Source organism: Dactylosporangium thailandense (assembly GCF_059739745.1).
This window is the reverse complement of record NZ_AP029195.1, coordinates 676,744-698,114: the sequence shown is the minus strand read 5'-3', so window position 1 is coordinate 698,114 and position 21,371 is coordinate 676,744. Positions and strand designations below refer to the sequence as shown.

The following is a 21,371-nucleotide window of genomic DNA, read 5'->3' as shown; positions in this document are numbered from 1 at the left end:
GCGGCCCGAGTCATCCCCGGCGGCGTGAACTCCTCGACCCGCTACATCGGCGAGCCGTACTCCTTCGCCGCCGCCGACGGCGCCCACGTGACCGACGCCGACGGCCGGCGCTACCTCGACTACCACGCCGCCTTCGGCGCGATCCTCCTCGGCCACAACCACCCGGTCGTCAACGACGCCGTCCGGGCCGCCCTCGGCGGCGTCGACCTCACCGGGCTCGGCGTGACCGAGGGCGAGGTCGAGCTCGCGGAGCGGATCGTCGACATCATCCCGTCCGCCGAGTCGATGATCGCGACGATGAGCGGCTCGGAGGCGACCGCCCAGGCGATCCGCCTGGCCCGGGCGGTCACCGAGCGCGACCTCATCATCAAGTTCCAGGGCGGCTTCCACGGCTGGACCGACGCCGTCGCCCGCAACGTCATCTCGGCCCCGGACAAGGCCTACGGCCGCGACCCGCTCTCCCGCGGCATCCTGGACCAGAACATCGACGCCACGCTCATCGCCGAGTTCAACGACCTCGACTCCGTCGCCGGGCTCTTCGACGCCCACCCCGGGCGCATCGCCGCGGTCATCCTCGAGCCGATCCCGCACAACGTCGGCGCGCTGCTGCCCACCCAGCAGTTCGTCGAGGGCCTGCGCGCGCTGACCCGCGACCGGGGCGCCCTGCTCATCTTCGACGAGGTGATCACCGGCTTCCGGCACGCGCTCGGCGGCTACCAACAGGTCGTCGGGGTCACCCCGGACGTGACGACGTTCGGCAAGGGCATGGCCAACGGCTTCCCGATCGGCGGCGTCGCCGGCCGCCGGGACCTCATGGAGCGCTTCAACGGCCGCGGCGGCGACGTGCTCATGGCGGGCACGTTCAACGGCAACCCGGCCGCCTGCGCCGCCGCCCTGGCCACCATCGGCTACCTGCGCGACAACCCGGACTTCTACACCCGCACCCACGCGCTGGGCGCCCGGATGCGCGACGGTCTCGCCGCCATCGTCGCCGAGCTCGGCATCGAGGCCACGGTGGCGGGCTTCGGCGGGGTGTTCGCGCTGTACTTCGCCAAGGCCCCGATCCTGGGGTACCGCGACCTCATGCGCAACAACGACGCCGCCTACGTCGCCTTCCACCGCGGCATGACCGAGCGCGGGTTCCTCATGCTGCCGATGGCCCTCAAGCGCAACCACGTGAGCGGTTCCCACACGGCGCGGGAGATCGACCTGACCCTCGAGGCCGCGCGCGAGGTCCTCGCCTCCCTGCGCCCGCTGCTGGAGGCCTGATGATCCTCAAGGGCCCCTCCGGTCTTGCGAAGCAGGCGCCGGACGTCGCCGAGACCGTCGCCACGGTCATCGCCGACGTGCGGGCGCGCGGCGACGAGGCCGTGCGGGAGTACTCCGAGCGGTTCGACCACTGGTCCCCGCCCAGCTTCCGGCTCGCCCCGGAGGAGATCGAGCGGATCGTGGCCGGCGTCGACGCGCAGGTGCTCGACGACATCCGCACCGTGCAGCGCAACGTCGGCGACTTCGCCCGCCGGCAGCTCGAGTCGCTGCGGGACTTCGAGGTCGAGACCATGCCCGGGGTGTACCTCGGGCAGCGCTCCATCCCCGTGTCCGCGGCGGGCGCCTACGTCCCCGGCGGCCGCTACCCGCTCGTCGCCTCCGCGCACATGACGGTCGTGACGGCCAAGGTGGCGGGCGTGCCCCGGGTGGCCGCGTGCACCCCGCCGATCCGCGGCGAGATCCCGGCGGCGACGGTCGCCGCGATGCACCTGGCCGGCGCCGACGAGATCTACCTGCTCGGCGGCGTGCAGGCGGTCGCGGCGCTGGCCGTGGGCACGCCGTCGATCGGGAAGGTCGACCTGCTGGCCGGGCCGGGCAACGCCTATGTCGCCGAGGCCAAGCGGCAGCTCTTCGGCCGGGTCGGCATCGACCTCTTCGCCGGCCCGACCGAGATCCTCATCGTCGCCGACGACACCGCCGACCCGTTCATCGTCGCCGTCGACCTGCTCAGCCAGGCCGAGCACGGGCCCGACTCCCCCGCGATCCTGGTCTGCTCGTCGGAGCGGGTCGCCCGCGAGGCCCTGGCCCACGTCGAGGCGCTGCTGCCGGGCCTGCCGACGAACGACTACGCCGGCCCCGCGTGGCGCGACCACGGGCAGGTCATCGTGACCGGCACGACCGAGGAGGCCTTCGCGGTGGCCGACGGGTTCGCGGCCGAGCACGTGCAGGTCCTCACCGCCGAGCCGCGCCGCGCCCTGACGCTCATGCACGACTACGGCGCGCTCTTCCTCGGCGAGGCCACCTGCGTCTCCTACGGCGACAAGGTCATCGGCACCAACCACACCCTGCCGACGCGGGGCGCGGCGCGGTACACCGGCGGCCTGTGGGTCGGCAAATACCTCAAGACGGTGACGTACCAGGAGGTGCTTTCACCGGACTCGAGCGCCGAGCTGGGCCGTCTGTGCGGCCGCGCGGCCCGCGTCGAGCTGTTCGAAGGCCACGCGCGCTCGGGCGACGTGCGCGCGGCGAAGTACGCCGGCGATCCCCTGCCCTGGGCCCCGCCCGGTATCTTCTCCGCATGATCTTCGACGACGGCCAGCGGGTCCTGTTCATCGGCGACAGCATCACCGACTGCGGGCGGACCGGCCCGCTGGCCCCCTACGGCGACGGCTACGTGAACCTGCTCCGCGCCCTGGTCACCGCCCGCCACCCCGGGACCGGCCTGACCTGGCTGAACCGCGGCGTCTCGGGCGACACCGTCCGGCATCTGCGGGCCCGCTGGGCGCGCGACGCGGTGGCCGAGCGCCCGGACTGGCTGTCCGTGATGATCGGCATCAACGACGTGTGGCGCGCCTTCGGCGACCGCCCGCACGAGGCCGTGCCGATCGACGAGTACGAGTCGACCCTGCGCGGCCTGCTCTCGGAGCTGGACTGCCGGCTCATCGTCGGCACGCCCTACTTCATCGAGCCGGACCCGACCGACGCGCAGCGCGCCCAGAGCGACCGCTACGCGGCCGTGGCCCGGCGCATCGCCGCCGACTTCGGCGCGCTGCTGGTGGACACGCAGGCCATGTTCGACGGGCTGCTCGAGCACCGCGGCGCCGAGGCGTGGGCCCCGGACCGGGTGCACCCGGGCCTGGAGGGTCACACGGCCCTGGCCCTGGCCTTCCTCGACGTCATCGAGTCGAAGTAGGGTCGACGAGCAGCTTCGGGCCCGGGCCGGCCGTCGCGGGACGACGGCCGGCCAGGGCCCCGGCCACCGCGCCGAGGGCGATGGTCGCGCCGACGAGCGGGCGCGGGTCGACCGAGCCGTCCGCGAAGGCGGCGATCGCTCCCGGCAGCCCGGCCGAGGCGCCCAGGATGCCGACGACCGTCACGTCCTTGAGCGCGATCTCCCGCGTGTCCACGGTGCTCGGCACGCCCGACAGTCCGATGTAGACGATCCGGCGGCCCGGCTCGACCAGGTCCAGGGCGAGGCTCGGGGCGCCTGGGTCGTTCGTGGCGTCGATGACCGCGTCCCACGTCCGGTCGGTCGTCCGGTGGCTGTCGAAGCCGAGGGATCGGGCCAGGGCGAGCTGGTGGGGCTCGCGGCCCAGCAGGTGGACCTCGACGCCCCGGGCGCGCGCGAACAACGCCGCCAGCAGGCCGATCGTGCCGGTGCCGAGGACCAGCAGGCGCTCGCCGGGCCGCAGCCGCGCCGCTTCGACGCTGCGCAGGGCATTGCCGCCCGGCTCGACCAGGGCGCCGAGGGTGGCGTCCAGCGACCCGGGCAGCCGGTGCAGGGTGTGCGCCGGGACGGTCAGGCGCTCGGCCAGGGCCCCGGGGACGGCGCCGCGGATGCCGACCTCGTCGCGGTCCGCGCACACGTGGTGGCGGCCCGAGCGGCAGCGCCTGCACCTTCCGCAGCCGATCATCGTGTCGCCCGTGACGCGGGCGCCCAGCCATCCCGGGTCGGCGCCGGGGCCGAGCGCCGTCACGGTGCCGCACCACTCGTGGCCGGGGCGCACCGGGTACGTCGTGATCCCGGTCTGCAGATAGCTCAGCTCGCCGGTGAAGAGCTCGACGTCGGTGCCGCAGATCCCGGCCCGCTCCACGTCGACGAGCACCTGGCCGGGGCCGGGCACCGGGTCGGGGACCGTGCGGACCTCGGCCGCGCGCGGGCCGGTGAGGACTAGCGCGCGCACGCCGGCGGCACCCACATCGGCGTCGGCAGGCCCCGCGCGCCCACGGACGCGGTGAACAGGCGGCCCGCGTCCGGGAACTCCGCCCGGCGCTCCCGCGGCATGCCCCGCGCCGCGGTGGTGATCACGAGGACGTCGCCCGCGAAGGCGACGCTCGACGCGTTCGGCGCGGGGACCGCCACCACGGCGAGCAGCGCGCCCGCCGGGGAGCGGCACTCGACCCGGGCGCCGCCCCAGACCGCGATCCACAGGTTGCCGTCCGCGTCCACGCACATGCCGTCGGGGTGCCCGCCGGCGATCGTGAGCAGGTCGCGGCGCTCCCCCACGGCGCCGGTGGCCACGTCGTAGTCGCGCACGTGCACGACCCCGGGCAGCGTGTCGACGCTGTAGAACAGCTCGCCCGACGGGCTCCAGGCCAGCCCGTTGGACAGGTCGAGATCGGCGTCGAGCACCGTCACGCCCGTGTCGTCGAGCCGCACCAGGACCTCCTCGCCGCGGCGGTCGTCCTGGGCCAGGCTGCCGACGAGGAAGCGGCCCGCCGGGTCCACGGCGCCGTCGTTCAGCCGGCTGTCGCGCTCCTCGGGCAGCACCCGGGCGACCGTCGAGCGGGTGCCGTCCAGGGCGACGGCGGTCAGGGTGTGCCGCTCGGCGACGAGCAGCGAGCCGTCCCCGGCCACGGCGACCGCCCCGACGGTGTCGTCGAAGGTCCAGGAGCGCCCGGTCCGCACGCCGTCCTCGAGGAAGCCCTCGTGCACGGTGTTGGCCAGGATGTCGACCCACAGCAGCCGGGAGCGGGCCGCGTCCCACACGGGCCCCTCGCCGAGCGCATAGGAATCCGCCGAAGCCGGGGTGGCGCTGAACTCCATCTCCGGATAGTAGCCTCGGAAGATGCCCGCACGACGCAGCGCGCAGTGGTACGCCGGCGACGACCGCAACGCCTACATCCATCGCGCCTGGATGCGCCGCGGCCTGCCCGGCGACGCGTTCGACGGCCGCCCGCACATCGCGATCGCCAACACCGCCAGCGACCTGACCCCCTGCAACGCGCACCTGGACGAGGTCGCCCGCAGCGTGGCCAACGGCGTCTACGAGGCCGGCGGCATCCCGCTCGACCTGCCCGTGATGTCCCTCGGCGAGACGCAGGTCCGGCCGACGGCGATGCTGTGGCGGAACCTGGCCGCGATGGCGACCGAGGAGATGCTGCGGGCCAACCCGATCGACGGCGTGGTGCTGCTCGGCGGCTGCGACAAGACCATCCCGGCGCTGCTCATGGCCGCGTGCTCGGTCGACCTGCCGGCGGTGGTGGTGCCGGGCGGGCCGATGCTCACGGGCACGTTCCGCGGGGTACCGCTGGGCTGCGGCACCGACGTGTGGAAGCTGTCGGAGGAGGTGCGGGCCGGCACGCTGTCCGAGCGCGCGTTCCTGGACTCCGAGTCGTCGATGATCCGCAGCCGGGGCCACTGCAACACGATGGGCACGGCCTCGACGATGGGGCTGCTCGCCGAGGTCCTCGGCATGACGCTGCCCGGCATCGCCGGCATCCCGGCCGCCGACAGCCGCCTGCTCGCCGCCGCCCACGCGACCGGCGTCCTCGCCGTCGAGCTGGTGGACCGGGAGCGCCGGCCGAGCACCGTGCTGACCAAGGCGTCCTTCGAGAACGCGATCGTCGCCCTGGCCGCCCTGGGCGGGTCCACCAACGCCGTCGTGCACCTGCTCGCCATCGCCGGCCGCGCGGGCGTCGAGCTCACCCTGGACGACTTCGACCGGGTCGGCGCGGCGGTACCGCTGCTGGTGGACCTGCAACCGGCGGGCCGTTTCCTCATGGAGGACCTGCACCGGGCGGGCGGCCTGCACGCCGTGCTCGCCGAGGTGTCCGACCTGCTCGACCCGGCGGCGCTGACGGTGACCGGCCGGCCCCTGCTCGCGGCGCTGGCCGAGGCGGCGATCTGGGACCGTGAGGTGATCCGCCCGCGCGCGCAGCCGCTGCGCCCGGCCGCCGGCATCGCCGTCCTGCGGGGCAACCTCGCCCCCGGCGGCGCCGTGATCAAGCCGGCCGCCGCCTCCCCGCACCTGCTGCGCCACCGCGGCCCGGCGGTCGTGTTCGACTCGGTCGAGGACCTGCACGCCCGCCTCGACGACCCGGGCCTGGACGTCACCGCCGACTCGGTGATCGTGCTGCGCGGCTGCGGGCCGAAGGGCTACCCGGGCATGCCGGAGGTCTCGAACACCCCGATCCCGGCGAAGCTGCTGGCCCTGGGCGTGCGGGACATGGTGCGGGTGTGCGACGGGCGGATGAGCGGCACGGCGTACGGCACCGTCGTGCTGCACGTCGCCCCCGAGGCGGCCGCGGGCGGTCCCCTGGCCCGGGTCCGCACCGGCGACATGATCGTCCTGGACGTCGAGGCGCGCACGCTGCACTGCGAGGCCGACCTCGACGAGCGGGAGCCGTCACCGCGGTTCCTGGCCGCCCTGGCCCAGCCGCGGCGGGGCTGGGAGCGCCTGTACGTCGACACCGTGCTCCAGGCCGACACCGGCGCGGACCTGGACTTCCTGGCCGGCGCGAGCGGCGACCGGGTCGCCCGCGAGTCCCACTGACCCCGCGGCGCGGCCCGGCGCCGGCTACCGCATGTGGCCCGTCAGCCCCGTGGCGTGCATCTCGTACGCGCTCTCGGCGTGCGTCACCAGGTCCAGCCCCGCGTGCTCGTCCTCGGCCGCGACCCGGAATCCGACCAGCCGGTCGACGCCCTTGGCCACGAGCCACGTCACGCCGAACGCGTACACGGCCACGACGAGCACCGCGAGCGCCTGGCGCCACAGCAGGTCCACCCCGCCGCCGTAGAACAGCCCGTTCGGGCCGCCGGTGACCGCCGCGGTCGCCAGCAGCCCGATGAGCAGCGTGCCGATGAGCCCGCCGACGCCGTGCACGCCGGCCACGTCGAGGGAGTCGTCGTAGCCGAGGCGGTACTTGAGCCCGACCGCGTAGGCGCAGGCGACCCCGGCGACCGCGCCGATGGCGAGCGCCCCGAACGGGTTCACCGACCCGCACGACGGGGTGATCGCGACGAGCCCGGCCACCGCGCCCGAGGCCGCGCCGAGCGTGGTCGGGTGCCCGTCGCGGAACCGCTCGACGAGCAGCCAGCCGCAGACCGCGGCCGCCCCGGCGACCTGGGTGTTGAGAAACGCCATGGAGGCCGCCCCGCCCGCGGTCAGCGCGGAGCCGGCGTTGAAGCCGAACCAGCCGAACCACAGCAGCCCGGCGCCGAGCACCACGAGGGGCAGGCTGTGCGGGCGCATCGGGTCGGACCGGAAGCCCAGCCGCGGGCCGAGCACCAGGGCGAGCGCGAGCCCGGAGGCGCCCGAGTTCACCTCGACCACCGTGCCGCCGGCCAGGTCGAGGATGTGCAGGTGGGTGGCGATCCAGCCGCCGCCGAAGACCCAGTGCGCGATGGGCACGTAGACGACGAGCACCCACACGGCCACGAAACCGATCCAGGCGCCGAAGCGGGCCCGGTCGGCGATGGCGCCGGAGAGCAGCGCCGCGGTGATGACGGCGAACATGAGCTGGAAGGAGGCGAAGGCGGGGGTCGGTACCGTGCCCGTGAGGTCGTGCATCCCGACGCCCGCCATCCCGGCGTGGCGCAGCGAGCCGATCAGCCCGCCGACGTCGGGGCCGAACGCGAGGGAGTAGCCGGCCAGCACCCACACGACGGTGACCACGGCCAGGCAGGCGAAGGACATCATGAGCATGTTCAGCGCGCTCTTCACCCGCACCATCCCGCCGTAGAACAGCGCCAGGCCCGGCACCATGAGCAGCACCAGGGCGGCGCTGACCAGCAGCCAGGCGGTGTCACCCGCGCTGAACCCCTCCGGCATGTGTCCCCCTCGATCTTCGACGGCCGCGTCAGCGTGCCCGGCGACCGTTTCGCTGGGAACTCGCACAAGTTTCCGAGGTGTTACCTATGTCGCAGATCAGTTACGTGCTCGTCACGCGGGAAGGGGGAGAGATGGCCACCGATAGACGCTCCGCACTTGCGTAAGCACGGAGCGTGATCCATGGGAGGTGCAAGGCAATGTGTGGAATCGTCGGCTGGGTCGCCCTGGGTGCCCCCGAAGGCCGAGATCTGCGCCGCGAGACGGCCGCCGTGCGGGCCATGACCGGCACGATGGCGCTGCGCGGCCCCGACGCCGAGGGCCTGTGGGTGCGCGAGCACATCGCGTTCGGCCACCGCCGGCTCGCCGTCATCGACCTCGTCAGCGGCGACCAGCCGATGACCGTCGAGCACGACGGCCGGGAGCTCGCCGCGATCACCTACAGCGGTGAGCTGTACAACTACCGCGAGCTGCGCGAGGAGCTGCGCGGGCGCGGCCACGCGTTCAAGACCGACAGCGACACCGAGGTGGTGCTGCGGGCGTACGTCGAGTGGGGCGAGGACTTCGTCGACCGCCTCAACGGCATGTACGCGTTCGGCATCTGGGACGCCCGCCGGGAGCACCTGCTGCTGGTGCGCGACCGGATGGGCGTCAAGCCGCTGTACTACTACACCGGCATCGCCGGCTCCGTGCTCTTCGCGTCCGAGCCCAAGGCCGTCTTCGCGCACCCGCAGGCCGAGGCGGTCGTGGACATCGAGGGCCTGCGCGAGCTGCTGGCGTTCATCAAGACCCCCGGCCACGCGATCTACCGCGACCTGCACGAGGTCGTGCCCGGCGAGATCCTGCGGGTCGACGCGGACGGGCTGCACCGCCGGCAGTACTGGCGGCCGTCCTACGCCGAGCACACCGACTCGCTCGACACCACCATCCGCACCGTGCGGGGCCTGCTCGACGACATCGTGGCCCGCCAGACGATCGCCGACGTGCCGCTGTGCGCACTGCTGTCCGGCGGGCTGGACTCCTCGGCGACCACCGCGCTCGCGCAGGGGGCGCTCACGGCGCGGGGCGAGGGCCCGCTGCGCTCGTTCGCCGTCGACTTCGTCGGGCAGACCGAGCACTTCAAGCCCGACCCGATGCGGGCGACCCCGGACGCGCCGTTCGTGCACGACGTGGTCAAGCACGTGAACGTCGACCACGAGGACATCGTGCTCGACGCGGCCACGCTCATGGACCCGCTCAGCCGCAACGCCGTCGTCGCCGCGATGGACCAGCCGACCTTCGGCGGGGACATCTACACGTCGCTGTACCTGCTGTTCCGGGCCGTGCGCGAACACTCCACGGTGGCGCTGTCGGGCGAGGCGGCCGACGAGGTGTTCGGCGGCTACGCCTGGTTCCACCAGCCGGCCGTGATCCAGTCCGAGACCTTCCCGTGGCTGGCGGTCTTCAGCCTGGCCAACCCGGGCGCGGACGCGTCCAGCGGCGCCCTCGACCAGGGCCTGCACGAGGCGCTGCGGCTGCCCGAGTATCGCGAGGCCGCCTACCGCACCGCGCTCGCCGAGGTCGACCACGGCGACGACCCCGACCCGCACAACCGGCGCATGCGCGAGATCTCCTACCTGCACCTGACCCGGTTCGTGCAGATCCTGCTGGACCGCAAGGACCGCATGAGCATGGCGCACGGGCTCGAGGTGCGGGTGCCGTTCTGCGACCACCGGCTGGTGCAGTACGTCTACAACACCCCGTGGTCGATGAAGACCTTCGACGGCCGCGAGAAGAGCCTGCTGCGCGCCGCGACCGCGGACGTGCTCCCGGCGTCGGTCGTGGCCCGGGTCAAGAGCCCGTACCCGTCCACCCAGGACGAGCGCTACGAGCGGGCCCTGCGCGAGGCGGCCACCGTGGTCGCCGCCGACTCACCCGCGTCCGCCCTGCTCGACCAGGCCCGGGTCGGCGAGCTGGTCGCGTCGCCCTACGAGCACGACGGATTCGGCCTGGCCCGGCGCCAGATCGAGCAGATCCTGGCCCTCGACACCTGGCTGCGGCACAGCCCGGCGCGCCTGGAGCTCTAGCGGATCCGGAGCTCTAGCGGATCCGGCCGAACAGCGGGTGCGGGCTCACCTTCACGCGGGGTGAGCCCGGCCCGAACCAGGGCGCCTCGCGGATCTCGCGCATCGCGTCGCGGCGCCGCCCGGCGTCCATCCGGTCGATGAACAGCACCCCGTCCAGGTGGTCGGTCTCGTGCTGCAGGCAGCGGGCCAGCTCGCCGGCGCCGACCACCTGGACGGGGTCGCCCCGGTCCGACCAGCCCTTGGCCACGACGTGCTGCCGGCGCACGGTGTCGAAGTAGAGCCCGGGCATCGACAGGCAGCCCTCGGGCCCGTCCTGCTCCTGCTCGTCAGGGAAGTCGAGCACCGGGTTCACCAGGTGCCCGCGCACCCCGTCGACGTGGAACACGAACGCCCGCAGCGCGACGCCGATCTGGTTGGCGGCCAGGCCCGAGCCGCGCTCGGACTCCAGGGTGTCGAAGAGGTCGCGGACCAGCCGGCGCAGCTCCGCGTCGAACGTCGTGACCCGCTCGGTCGCGGTGGTCAGCACCGGGTCGCCGAAGATCCGCACCGGAACCACGCTCATGCTCGACTCCTTTGCATTGTGCTTTGCAAACGAGGATACTGTGCAACGTGATCGACCGACAGGCCCATCCGGTGCGCACCGCCCTGGTCACCCTGCTGCGCGAGCGCGGGACGCTCACGTCCACCGAGGCCGCGCGGGAGCTGGGCGGCAGCTCCGGGCTCTACTCGTTTCACCTGCGGCAGCTGGCCCGCTACGGCGTGGTCGAGGAGGTGCCCGCCGAGGGCCGCGCGAAGCCCTGGCGGCTCGTCGGCGAGGCCCCTCCTTTGCAAAGTGCGCTCAACCGCGGTCTCGAGGACGAGAGCTACCAGCACTGGCTCGCCGTGCGCGACCGGGCGCCCGCGCACTGGCGCCGCGACCAGGCGTTCAGCGAGGTCGTGTACCTGACGCCGGAGGAGCTGACCGAGCTCGGCAACGCGGTGCGGGCGCTCATCGCGGGGTACAGCGGCCGCCCGGCGCACAACCGCGGACCCGTCGCGGCCGTCGCGCGGTTCTTCCCCCTCGTGGAGCCCGCGGACTGAACTCAGGCCACCACGCGGCGGGTCCACTGCTGGTTGGTGCCGCCGTTGCACGTCCACTGCAGGCCGGCCGCCCCGTCGGCGGTCGAGCCGTCGGCGATGTCGAGGCACTTGCCGCTGTGCCGCGCGACGAGCCGCACGAAGCCGGTGCCGAGATCCTGCACCGTGAAGCGCTGGTTCAGCCCGGATCCGCAGGTGTACTGCAACGTGCGCGCGCCGTCCGCGGCCGAGCCCGAGCTCACGTCGAGACACTTGCCGCTGTGCCGCGCGACGAGCTGCTCCGCGGGCCCGGCCGTCGCGGCCACGGTTCCGGCGGCCGCGTCGATGCTCAGCTGCGGCGCCCACGCGAGACCGAGGCCGGTGCTGCTCGGGAACGACAGCGGCAGCCAGACGTACTGCGAGTCGTTCACCGCCCCGCCCCACGCGCCCGCCCACCGGTCGCCGAGGTAGAGGTACGCGCTGCCGACCTGCAGCACATAGGCCGTCTGCGAGCCGAAGGCGGTGTTGTCGCCGACGGTGTGCAGGGCACTCCAGGTGCCGGTGACGCTCGTGGCGGTGCCGTACTGCTGCTGGTTCGGGGCCCAGCCGGTGGCGGCCGACGTCAGCAGGAAGTACACCCCGTTGCGCTTGAACATCGCCGGCGCCTCGCGCGACGAGCCCGGCCACAGGCGCTGGACCCGGGCGCTGACCCCGAGGTAGTCGCTCGTGAGGCGGTAGACGTGCAGGTCGGCGTTCTCGTTCGCGGCCGAGATCATGTAGGCGGTGCCGTCGTCGTCGCGGAAGAGCGTGATGTCGCGGCTCATGTAGTCCAGCGGGCGGAAGCTGCCGCGGTACGTGTACGCCCCGTCCACCGTGGACGACGTGGCGACCGCGGCGCGGGCCTCGCCGTAGTCGGTGCCGTTCTCCTTGTGCATCCACATGACGAACTGGCCGGTCGAGCTGTTGTAGATCACCTTGGGCCGCTCGATCTTCGCCGACCCCAGCTCGGCGGCGGAGGACTGGGTCAGCGCGTGGTTGCGGAACTCCCAGGTGCGCAGGTCGGTGGAGCGGTAGACGTCGACGGAGCGGAAGGTGTCGTCGGCGTTGCGGTCCTCGCCGAACCAGTAGTAGTACGAGCCGGCCTTGACGACCCCTCCCCCGTGCGCGTGCAGGAGATTGCCCGCGGTGTCGCGCAGCTGCACTCCACTTTGGACGGTGACGGCCGCGGCGTGGGCCGGCGCGGCGGCGGCGAGAACGGCGGCGGCGGCGACCAGCAGCGCGAGCAGTCCTCGTGACATGGCGGTGTCCTTCATGCACCCATGGCAGCGTCCGCCGCGACGGGCACACCAGGAACCGAACAGAACCGTTCAGACTCGAACCGTTCCGATCGCCGGCCCGCCGCGATCAGCGGGTGCCGGCGGGGTCACGACTCCGACGGGAGCAGCTCGGGCGACGGGGAGACCGCGCGCGCGAGCATCAGCCGCCACAGGGCGAGCTGCACGACCGACAGCCCGAGCGCGTACGGCATCAGCGTCCAGATCCCGACATGCTGGGCGAGCCAGCCGGTCAGCCACGGCAGGGCGGCCCCGCCGAGCAGCGACACCCCGTTCATGACGCCGATCGCGGTCGCCATCAGCCGCGGCGGCACCAGCTGCGGCGTGACCGCCATGGCGGTCGGGAACAGGGGGCCGAGGAAGAACCCGAGCAGCACGAGGCCGGCGGTGGCCAGCGATGCCGTCGGCAGCGCCCACAGCGCCGCGGACACGGCCGTCACGCCCGCGAGGCAGGCGGTGGCCATCCCGGCCGCGCTCATCCCGGCCCGGGTCGCGATCGGGCTGATCAGGAACCGGCCGAGGGTGAGGCCGAGCCAGTAGCCGCTGACGGTGTACCCGGCGATCACCCCGGACTCGCCGTGCACGCGCATCAGGAAGCTGTACGCCCACGTGCCGACGCCGATCTCCAGCCCGACGTACACGGCCAGGAACGCCGACCCGAGCACCACCGCGGGGCTGCGCAGCGTGTCGCGCAGCACGCCGGTGGGGCGGGGCGCGGCGGCGCGCTCCGCGGCCGGGGCCCGGCGGGGGTACGCCACCAGGAACCCCGCCGCCAGCGGCACGCACAGCAGGCCGAGCACCAGCCACACGGCGGTCCAGGACAGGTACTGCAGCAACCAGGCGGCCAGCAGGGGCCCCAGGAACGCGCCCACCCCGAAGAACGCGTGCAGCCGGTTGAGCAGCGTGGTCGAGTTCGGCAGCTCGGCGAGGAAGACGTTGAGGATCGACTCGAGGACCCCGGTGCCGTAGCCGACGAGCAGCTGGACGGCGACGAGGACCGCGAACGGGGGCCGCACGGCGGTCGCGACCGCCCCGAGGGCGTAGACGGCGATGCCCGCGGCCAGGGCCATCCGCACGTGGAGCCGGTGCAGCAGCGCCCCCGCGGTCGCCCCGGCCGCCATGTACCCCGCCGAGCTGGTGAAGAACGTGAGGCCGATCGTGGCCTCGTCGACGCCGTAGTCGCGCATCTGGGACACGATGAGCACCCCGCCGACGCCGGCGTTGAGGCCGACGAGCACGAACGTGGCGTACGAGAGCAGGACCGGCGCCCAGCCCGGGCGGCGCATGAGGTTCACCGCCGCATGGTACGGGCGCCGGCCGACGACGCTACTGCGATGTGCCCTCGACCACGGGGCCGACGTGGGCCAGGCCGACGCCGTCGGCCGAGCACACGGTCTGCGGGGCGGGCACGAAGTCCGCGGCGGTCTCGTCGGGCAGGTACACCCGGTAGCCGCGCACCTGCACGGGCTTGCACTCGTCGCCGAAGTTGCCGGTCTGCGGGCTGCCGACCTGCGCGTGCGCGGCCTTGCCGGGGGCCAGCTCGACCCGCTTGGGCGAGACGGCCGTGTCCCGCTCGGCGGGCTTGTTGACCTGCTGGCCGCCGTCCCCGGTGACCCAGGAGACGCCCGGGTACCCGGAGACCGTGCACGTCCGCGACGACGTGTTGGTCAGGACGATCCAGGTGTACTGGCTGCCGGCCGCGCCGCCGCCCGGGGCGTCCTGGACGGAGAGCCCGACCTCGCCGTGGTGGCAGCGGCCGGAATCCCCGCCACCGCCGCTGCCGCCGGTCGGGCTCGCCCCGCCCGACGGCTCGGGCGCGCCGCTCACCGGCGGTGCGTCCGAGGGTGCCTGGCTGCCGGGCAGTGCCGATCCACCGGGCGCGGCCGAGCCGTCGCCGTGCGAGCCGCAGCCCGCGGCGGAGCCGAGCAGCAGCCCGAGCGGTGCGATCGTGAGCAGCGCTCTGGTACGCGTCATCATGTGCACCTCCCAGTGTCGTTACCCCATGTGGCAAGTCGCAATCACCGGGCCCGTGGGGGTGCACACTGGAATCATGGTTCACGTCAAACGCGCCTACGACGAGCCGGCCGCGGACGATGGGTGCCGGGTGCTGGTCGACCGGCTGTGGCCGCGGGGACTCGCCAAGCAGCAGGCGGACGTCGACGAGTGGCTCAAGGCGGTGGCACCCTCGACGGAGCTGCGGAAGTGGTACGGCCACGACCCCGCCCGCTACGCGGAGTTCGCGAAGCGGTACCGGGCCGAGCTGCACACCCCCGAGGGCGAGTCGGCGCTGCGGCACCTGCGCGACCTCGCCGGCGACGGCGAGCTCACCCTGCTCACCGCCACCCGCGACCTCGACCACGCGCACACCGCGGTGCTCGAACGCCTCCTCGCCTGAGGACTAGCGCAGCTCCGCGGCGGCGAGGAACGTGCCGACCGCGGCGATCTCGGACTCGTCGAGCGGGATCTGCGGCACCGCCGTCGTCGGGTGGGCGATGACGCCGAGCAGGTGCAGGGCCGCCTTGAACGCGCCGAGGGCCGAGGAGCCGTGGCCCATCCGGGCGCGGCCGACCGCCACGAGGTCGAACAGCCGCACGAGCCGCTCCTGCTCGCGGCGCGCGGCCGGCCAGTCACCGGCGCGGGCGGCGGCGTAGAGGCGCGTGTAGCCGTGCGGGTCGACGTTGCCGAGGCCGGGCACCACGCCGTCGGCGCCCATCCACAGGGCCGAGTCCACGGTCAGCTCCGAGCCCGTCAGCACCGCGAAGCCCGCGGCGCCGGGCCGGTCGCGGCGGCCGAGCAGCACGTTGCGCAGGCCGCCCTCGTCGCCGCTGGAGTCCTTCAGGCCGGCGAGGACCCCGTCCGCGGCCAGGCCGAGCAGCAGGTCGCCGGGGAGCTTCGAGTGCACCGAGACCGGCAGGTCGTAGGCGTACAGCGGCAGGCCCGTCCGGGCGGCGATCGTGCGGAAGTGCAGCTCGATCTCGGCGGGGTGGGTGCGGGTGTAGAAGGGCGCCGTGGCGACGAGGCCGTCGGCGCCCGCGGCGACCGCGGCCGCCGCGTGGTCGAGCACCCGCAGCGTGGTCATGTCGATGACCCCGGCGAGCACCGGCACCTGGCCGGCGACGTGCCCGACGACGGTGTCGAGCACGACCCGCCGGTGGGTGTCGGGCAGGAACGCGACCTCGGAGGTCGAGCCGAGGACGAAGAGGCCGTCGACGCCCCCGGCCAGGAGGTGGTCGATCAGCCGGACGAGCGACGCCGTGTCGACCTCGAAGTCCGGCGTCAGCGGGGTGCACACCGGCGGGATGACGCCGGACAGTGCGGTGGCGGTGCTCATGCGCGCTCCTGGGCTTGGCTGATCAGTTCACGGTCGGTGGCGCCCGCGGGCACCGGGTGGTAGCAGCGGAACCGGTGCCCGCCGGCGTCCGTGGCAGCGTCCGGGTCCGCGTCCGTCGGGGCCGGCATCGCGGCGGCGCACGCGTCGTCGGCCTTCCAGCAGCGGGTGCGGAAGGGGCAGCCGCTCGGCGGGCGGGTCGCGGACGGCACCGGGCCGGCGAGCGGGATCGGGTCGATCGGGTGCAGCAGGCCGGGCGTGGCCGAGAACAGCGCCCGGGTGTAGGGGTGGCGGGCGCCGGCCGGGACCGCGGCGGCGGCGGCCTCCTCGACGATGCGGCCGAGGTACATGGTGACGACCCGGTCGCTCATGCGCCGCACGGTCTGGATGTCGTGCGAGACGAAGACGAGGGCCAGGTTCAGCCGCTCCTTGAGGTCCAGCAGGAGGTTGAGGATCTGGGCGCGTACCGACACGTCCAGCGCGCTCGTCGGCTCGTCGGCGATGAGCAGGTCCGGGCCCAGCGCGAGCGCGCGGGCGATCGCCACCCGCTGCCGCTGCCCGCCGGAGAGCTGCCCGGGCAGCACGTCGAGCGCGCCGGCGGGCAGGCCGACGAGGCCGAGCAGCTCCCGGACGCGCTCGTCGCGCTCGCGGGGCGTGCCGCGGCGGTGCACGTCGAGCGGGTCGCGCAGGATGCGGCGCACGGGCAGGCGCCGGTTCAGCGCCGTGGACGGGTCCTGGAACACCATGCCGGTGCTGGCCCCGACCATCGTGCGGCGCCGGGACGCGGGCAGCGCCCACAGGTCCTCGCCGCGGAAGCGGACCGTGCCGGCGGTCGGGCGCTGCAGGCCGACGAGGACCCGGGCGAGCGTCGACTTGCCGCAGCCGGACTCGCCGACGACCCCGACGGTCTCCCCCGCCCCGACGGTCAGGTCGGCGCCGGTGAGCGCGTAGACCTTGTCCCGGCGCAGCGGACCGCCGGTGCGGGCCTTGTGCACCACGTGCACGTCCCGCAGATTCAGCAGATCGCTCATCGTGTCACCTCGGCGAGGTCGAGGGCGGGGTGGTGGCAGGCGACCGCGTGCGCGCCGCCGGTCAGCGGGGGCGGGGTGCCGTGGCAGACGTCCGTGGCCATCGGGCACCGGTCGGCGAAGCGGCACCCGGCCGGGAAGCCGGCCGGCGAGGGCACGACGCCGCGGATCTGGGTGAGGCGCTGCGCCCCCGACTCCAGCGACAGCACGGAGCCGAGCAGGCCGCGGGTGTAGTGGTGGGCGGGCGCGCCGATGAGCGAGGCGGTGACCCCGGTCTCGACGATCTGGCCGCCGTACATCACCACGATCCGATCGGTCACGTCGCAGACGAGCGCGAGGTCGTGGGAGACGAGCACGAGCGCGAAGCCGAGCTCGGCCCGCAGCCGCAGCAGCAGCTCGATCACCTGCGCCTGCACGGTCACGTCGAGCGCGGTGGTCGGCTCGTCGGCGACGATGAGCTTCGGGTCGCGGGACAGGGCCATGGCGATGAGCACCCGCTGGCGCTGGCCGCCGGAGAGCTCGTGCGGGTACGCCGACAGCGTCCGCGCCGGGTCGAGCCCGACGAGCTCGAGCAGCTCGGTGGCGCTGCGCCGGCCGCCCCGCTTGACGAGTTGCCGCAGCTGGGCCCGGATGGTCATCGCGGGGTTGAGCGAGGACAGCGCGTCCTGGTAGATCATCGCCATGTCGTGCCCGAGCAGCCGCCGCCGGTCCCTTGTGGACAGTGTGAGCAGATCCCGCCCGGCGAAGGCGATCCGGCCGCGGACGCGGGCGCCCCGCGGCTGCAGGCCCATGACGGTGAGCGCGGTGAGCGACTTGCCGCAGCCGGACTCGCCGACCAGGCCGAGCACCTCGCCGGGGCGGACCGCGAAGGAGATGCCCGCGACGATGTCCACGTCGTCGTGCCGGCCGGGGAAGCCGATCGCGAGGTCCTCGACGCGCAGGACGGGCTCGCCGGTGGGCAGCGGCCGGGCCCGCGCACGCAGCCGCGCGGCGGCCTCGGCCAGCCCGGGCAGCTCGGTGAGCTCGCCGGAGCCGGGCCGCGCCGTCTCCAGCGCGTCCACGCCGCCCGACGGGGACGAAGGACGGGCGGCCGGGGCGGCCCACGCGTCCGAGACCCCCTCGGCGAGGATGTTCAGCGCCAGCACGGTGACGAGGATGAGCAGGCCCGGGAAGACCGTCGCCCACCAGCCGCCGAGCAGCACCATGGTGCGCCCGTCGGCGATGACCGAGCCCCAGGACGGGTTCGGCGGGCGGACCCCGGCGCCGATGAACGACAGCGACGCCTCGAACACGATCGCGTCGGCGACCATGACGGTGCAGAAGACGAGCACCGGGGCCGCGCAGTTGACGGCCACGTGCCGCAGCAGGATGTGCGGGGTGCGGGCGCCGATGGTGCGCTCCGCGGCGACGTAGTCCTCCTCGTACTGGGCGAGCACGTTGGCGCGCACGACCCGGGCCACGGAGGGCATGTAGAGGAACGCGATGGCGAGCACGAGCACGCCGATGCCGCCGCCGAAGACGGCCACGAGCACCGCCGCGAGCGCGATGCCGGGGAAGGCCATGACGACGTCGAGGACGCGCATGATCGTCTCGTCGGCGCCGCGGCGGGAGGTGGCCGCCACGGCGCCGATGAGCGCGCCCGCGACGAGGGCGAGCGCGGTGGCCCCGAGGCCGATGACGAGCGACCAGCGGGCGCCGTACATCAGCCGGCTGAGAATGTCCCGGTTGCTGCTGTCCAGGCCCATCGGGTACGCGCCGGAGGGGCCGCCGCCGACGGCCTCCTGCACGAAGGGGGAGTGCGGCGCGAGCACCGGGGCCAGCAGCGCGGCGAGCGCCACGACGGCGACCACGGCGATCGCGATCCAGGACGAGGCCCGCAGGCGGCGCGGGCGCACCCGCATCCCCGGGCGGGCGAGCTTGGCGGAGAGTCCGGCGCGCATCAGGCGGCGCTCCTGAGTCGGGGGTTGACGAGGAGGTACAGCACGTCGACGACGAGGTTCACGACCACGAACCCGACGGCGATGGTGAGCACGACGCCCTGCACCACGGCCGGGTCGCCGTCGCGGACCGCGTTGATCATCAGCTGGCCCATGCCGGGCAGCGAGTAGATCTGCTCGATGACGACGGCGCCGCCGAGCAGGTAGCCGACCCGCAGCCCGAGCACGGTGAGCGGGTTGATGAGGGCGTTGCGCAGCACGTTGCGCCCGACGACCACGACCGGCGGCAGGCCGCTGCCGATCGCGGTGCGCACGTAGTCCTTGTCGAGCTCCTCGACCATCGAGGTGCGGATGATGCGGGTCAGCTGCGCGGCGACGGGCAGCGAGAGCGACAGCGCCGGCAGCGTCATCGAGCGCAGCCAGCCGGAGAAGGAGTCGGCCGGGTTGATGTAGCCGCCGGTCGGGAACCAGCCGCGGTCGACCGCGAGGTACTGGATCATCAGCAGTGCCAGCCAGAACGCCGGCGCGGCCACCCCGACCAGCGACACGAGCCGGATCGCCTGGTCCGGCCAGCGGTCGCGGAAGATCGCCGCGGTGACGCCGAACAGCAGCGCGAGCACGACCGCGACGAGCAGGCCGAGCGCGGTCAGCTGCAGGGTGAGCGGCAGCGCGGTGGTGACCGAGTCGAGCACCGGCGCCTTGGTCAGCACGCTGGTGCCCATGTCGCCGTGCAGCAGGTCGCCGACGAAGCGCACGTAACGCACCGGAAGCGGGTCCAGCAGCCCGTTCTCGACCTGGAACTGGTGGATCTGCTCCGGCGTCGGGTTGGCGCCCTGGAAGTACGCGTACTCCGGCTTGCTGTCGGAGAAGCGCATGACGACGAAGACGAACGCGATCACGCCCAGCAGCAGGGGTACCAGGATCAGCAGCCGCCGGACCAGCATCCGGGCGATCATGTGCGCTTGGCCTGCAGGAGGTTGATGCCCGGGTAGCCCTGGGCGCGGACCCCGGTGAGCTTGTGCGAGTCCCACGCGGTCATCAGCTCGGTGTGCACGACCGGATAGAGCACCGCCTGCTCGGCGATGGTGTCGAGGTACTGCTGGGTCAGGTCCAGCTTCTTCTTGGCGTCGGGCTCGGCGGTGGCCGCGTCCATCTTCGCGAAGAGGTCCTTGGCGGCCGCGGTGCTGTCCCACTTGGTGTACTTCATCCAGGTGCCGCCGGACGTGTAGTTGTACCGCATGATCAGGTCGGCGTCGAGGCCGAACTGGTTGGGGTTGGAGGCGGCCGCCACGACCTGGTAGCCCTGCGACTGGTCCATCTTGGTGAACAGGGCGCTGGTGTCCTGCGGCTGCAGCGTGGTCTTGATGCCCACGGCCTCCCAGGAGTTCGCGATCGTCGGCAGGCAGTCGCTGATCCAGCTGACGTTGACGGCCATGAGCGAGATGGTCAGGCCGGTGACCCCGGCGTCGGCGAGCAGCTGCTTGGCCTTGTCGGGGTTGTACTCGTACACCGTGGAGGCCCGGCGGTAGGAGGGGTTCTCCGGGTTCAGGAAGCTCGTCGACGCGGTCCCGTGGCCCTTGAGCGCCACGTCGATCATCTTCTTGGTGTCGATGGCGTAGAACAGCGCCTGGCGCACCCGCACGTCGTCGAACGGCTTCTGCGTCGTGTTGAACATCAGGAACATGTGGTTCATGCCCTTGCCGCCCTCGACCTGCAGGCCGCCCTTGGTGAGCTGGTCGATGTTCGCGTACGGCACGTTGTCGGCGATCTGCGCCTCGGCCGCGCCGCCGGAGATCTTCGCGACCCGGGCGGAGGCGTCGACGATGCTGAGCCAGTTCATCTTCTTGACCGTGGCCGGGCGGGGCCCGTTGTAGCCGGCGTAGGCCTCGAACGTGGTGTTGGACTTCGGCTGGTGCGAGGTCTGCTTGTACGGACCCGAGCCGACCGCCTTGCCGGCCTTGGCCGCGTCCCAGCCGCCGGCCTGGCCGAAGACGTGCTTCGGCATGATCTTGGCGATCGTGAGGCGCTGGACGGCGTCGGGGAACGGGAACTTGAAGACGAGCTCGACCGTGCGGTCGCCGGTCTTGCGCACGGTGTCGAGCCAGGCCCGGAAGAACGAGCCGATGACCACGTTGGCCTTCGGGTCGAGCACGCGCTCGAAGGTGAACAGCACGTCGTCGGCGGTGACGGGCTGGTCGTCGTGCCACTTGGCCCCGTCGCGCAGGGTGAACTTCCAGGTCGTCGCGTTGACGTCGGCCGGCAGGGCGGTGGCCAGGGCCGGGTAGGGCTGGCGGGTGACCGGGTCGGTGTCGAGCAGGCCCTCGTAGATGTGGACGTTGGCGGCCATCGAGAACGCCGACGCCGTCATGGTCGGGTCCCAGCTCTGGTCGTTGCCGTAGCCGATGACGGCGGTGATGAGGTCCTTGTCCCCGCCGCTGCCGGAGGAGCCGGTCGAGGCCGGGCCTCCGCACGCGGCCAGCGAGGAGCTGATGGTGGCGGCGGCGCCGAGGGCGCCGGAATACCGCAGGAAGTCGCGGCGGCTGAACACGTGCCGTGAAGCCGGGGTGTGCACGGTGCCTCCTA

At 73.4% G+C, this 21,371-nt stretch carries 19 protein-coding genes; 7 read left to right on the top strand and 12 right to left on the bottom strand.

Going from position 1 to position 21,371, the window contains the following annotated elements; translation table 11 throughout:
- The first annotated feature begins 24 nt into the window (after positions 1–24).
- Genes AC6JBM_RS02995 through AC6JBM_RS02985 form a run of 3 tightly spaced genes read left to right on the top strand, consistent with a single transcriptional unit; the run spans position 25 to position 3,181 of the window.
- Positions 25–1,269, top strand: a complete 1,245-nt coding sequence (locus tag AC6JBM_RS02995; protein ID WP_497982072.1) for an aspartate aminotransferase family protein — start codon at positions 25–27, stop codon at positions 1,267–1,269.
- Positions 1,269–2,570 carry a histidinol dehydrogenase gene (hisD, locus tag AC6JBM_RS02990; protein WP_497982071.1) on the top strand — a complete coding sequence of 434 codons (1,302 nt, stop codon included), beginning with the start codon at positions 1,269–1,271 and terminating at the stop codon, positions 2,568–2,570. Before AC6JBM_RS02995 ends, hisD begins: the two co-directional genes overlap by 1 nt.
- A complete protein-coding gene (locus AC6JBM_RS02985; protein WP_350614328.1) occupies positions 2,567–3,181 on the top strand; it encodes an SGNH/GDSL hydrolase family protein in 615 nt (204 codons plus the stop codon). Before hisD ends, AC6JBM_RS02985 begins: the two co-directional genes overlap by 4 nt.
- Here AC6JBM_RS02985 and AC6JBM_RS02980 read toward each other — a convergent pair.
- Entirely contained in the window at positions 3,165–4,172 is a 1,008-nt protein-coding gene (locus tag AC6JBM_RS02980; protein WP_497982070.1) for a zinc-dependent alcohol dehydrogenase, read from the bottom strand. The genes AC6JBM_RS02985 and AC6JBM_RS02980 overlap by 17 nt on opposite strands.
- Positions 4,160–5,035 carry an SMP-30/gluconolactonase/LRE family protein gene (locus AC6JBM_RS02975; protein ID WP_497982069.1) on the bottom strand — a complete coding sequence of 292 codons (876 nt, stop codon included), beginning with the start codon at positions 5,033–5,035 and terminating at the stop codon, positions 4,160–4,162. Before AC6JBM_RS02975 ends, AC6JBM_RS02980 begins: the two co-directional genes overlap by 13 nt.
- 22 nt (positions 5,036–5,057) lie before the next feature.
- On the opposite strand from AC6JBM_RS02975, the gene AC6JBM_RS02970 reads away from it, so the two are divergent.
- The gene (locus AC6JBM_RS02970) at positions 5,058–6,764 is read left to right on the top strand and encodes an IlvD/Edd family dehydratase (protein WP_497982068.1); all 1,707 of its coding nucleotides are present in this window, start codon (positions 5,058–5,060) and stop codon (positions 6,762–6,764) included.
- A 24-nt stretch (positions 6,765–6,788) separates the two neighbouring features.
- Here AC6JBM_RS02970 and AC6JBM_RS02965 read toward each other — a convergent pair whose 3' ends face one another.
- Positions 6,789–8,042: an ammonium transporter gene (locus AC6JBM_RS02965; protein WP_497982067.1), complete on the bottom strand. Its 1,254-nt coding sequence runs from the start codon at positions 8,040–8,042 to the stop codon at positions 6,789–6,791.
- 197 nt (positions 8,043–8,239) lie between these two features.
- On the opposite strand from AC6JBM_RS02965, the gene asnB reads away from it, so the two are divergent.
- Positions 8,240–10,105, top strand: a complete 1,866-nt coding sequence (gene asnB / locus AC6JBM_RS02960; protein ID WP_497982066.1) for an asparagine synthase (glutamine-hydrolyzing) — start codon at positions 8,240–8,242, stop codon at positions 10,103–10,105.
- 13 nt (positions 10,106–10,118) lie between these two features.
- Here the strand turns inward: asnB and def are convergent, their stop codons facing one another.
- Complete coding sequence (gene def, locus AC6JBM_RS02955; RefSeq protein ID WP_497982065.1) at positions 10,119–10,667, bottom strand: peptide deformylase; 549 nt, start codon at positions 10,665–10,667, stop codon at positions 10,119–10,121.
- Between the two features lie 47 nt (positions 10,668–10,714).
- Here def and AC6JBM_RS02950 point away from each other — a divergent pair, with 47 nt between their 5' ends.
- Positions 10,715–11,185 (top strand): winged helix-turn-helix domain-containing protein, encoded by a 471-nt coding sequence (locus AC6JBM_RS02950; RefSeq protein ID WP_497982064.1) that lies wholly within the window; start codon positions 10,715–10,717, stop codon positions 11,183–11,185.
- 2 nt (positions 11,186–11,187) lie between these two features.
- On the opposite strand, the gene AC6JBM_RS02945 is transcribed toward AC6JBM_RS02950, so the two are convergent.
- The 3 genes from AC6JBM_RS02945 to AC6JBM_RS02935 form a co-directional block, all read right to left on the bottom strand.
- Positions 11,188–12,474 carry an RICIN domain-containing protein gene (locus AC6JBM_RS02945; protein ID WP_497982063.1) on the bottom strand — a complete coding sequence of 429 codons (1,287 nt, stop codon included), beginning with the start codon at positions 12,472–12,474 and terminating at the stop codon, positions 11,188–11,190.
- A gap of 110 nt (positions 12,475–12,584) precedes the next feature.
- On the bottom strand, positions 12,585–13,781 hold the full coding sequence (locus AC6JBM_RS02940) for an MFS transporter (protein ID WP_497986405.1): 1,197 nt from the start codon (positions 13,779–13,781) through the stop codon (positions 12,585–12,587).
- 40 nt (positions 13,782–13,821) lie between these two features.
- Positions 13,822–14,469 carry a DUF4232 domain-containing protein gene (locus tag AC6JBM_RS02935; protein ID WP_497982062.1) on the bottom strand — a complete coding sequence of 216 codons (648 nt, stop codon included), beginning with the start codon at positions 14,467–14,469 and terminating at the stop codon, positions 13,822–13,824.
- 76 nt (positions 14,470–14,545) lie between these two features.
- On the opposite strand from AC6JBM_RS02935, the gene AC6JBM_RS02930 reads away from it, so the two are divergent.
- Entirely contained in the window at positions 14,546–14,890 is a 345-nt protein-coding gene (locus tag AC6JBM_RS02930) for a DUF488 domain-containing protein (RefSeq protein ID WP_497982061.1), read from the top strand.
- Positions 14,891–14,893: 3 nt separating this feature from the next.
- Here AC6JBM_RS02930 and AC6JBM_RS02925 read toward each other — a convergent pair whose 3' ends face one another.
- Genes AC6JBM_RS02925 through AC6JBM_RS02905 form a run of 5 tightly spaced genes read right to left on the bottom strand, consistent with a single transcriptional unit; the run spans position 14,894 to position 21,360 of the window.
- Positions 14,894–15,826 (bottom strand): dihydrodipicolinate synthase family protein, encoded by a 933-nt coding sequence (locus tag AC6JBM_RS02925; RefSeq protein WP_497982060.1) that lies wholly within the window; start codon positions 15,824–15,826, stop codon positions 14,894–14,896.
- The gene (locus AC6JBM_RS02920; RefSeq protein WP_497982059.1) at positions 15,823–16,854 is read right to left on the bottom strand and encodes an ABC transporter ATP-binding protein; all 1,032 of its coding nucleotides are present in this window, start codon (positions 16,852–16,854) and stop codon (positions 15,823–15,825) included. Before AC6JBM_RS02920 ends, AC6JBM_RS02925 begins: the two co-directional genes overlap by 4 nt.
- Complete coding sequence (locus AC6JBM_RS02915) at positions 16,851–18,791, bottom strand: dipeptide/oligopeptide/nickel ABC transporter permease/ATP-binding protein (protein ID WP_497982058.1); 1,941 nt, start codon at positions 18,789–18,791, stop codon at positions 16,851–16,853. The genes AC6JBM_RS02920 and AC6JBM_RS02915 overlap by 4 nt, the downstream gene beginning before the upstream one ends.
- Positions 18,791–19,732 carry an ABC transporter permease gene (locus tag AC6JBM_RS02910; protein WP_350614346.1) on the bottom strand — a complete coding sequence of 314 codons (942 nt, stop codon included), beginning with the start codon at positions 19,730–19,732 and terminating at the stop codon, positions 18,791–18,793. The genes AC6JBM_RS02915 and AC6JBM_RS02910 overlap by 1 nt, the downstream gene beginning before the upstream one ends.
- A gap of 8 nt (positions 19,733–19,740) precedes the next feature.
- Positions 19,741–21,360, bottom strand: coding sequence for an ABC transporter substrate-binding protein (locus AC6JBM_RS02905; RefSeq protein ID WP_497982057.1), 1,620 nt, complete (start codon positions 21,358–21,360; stop codon positions 19,741–19,743).
- Positions 21,361–21,371: the final 11 nt, after the last annotated feature.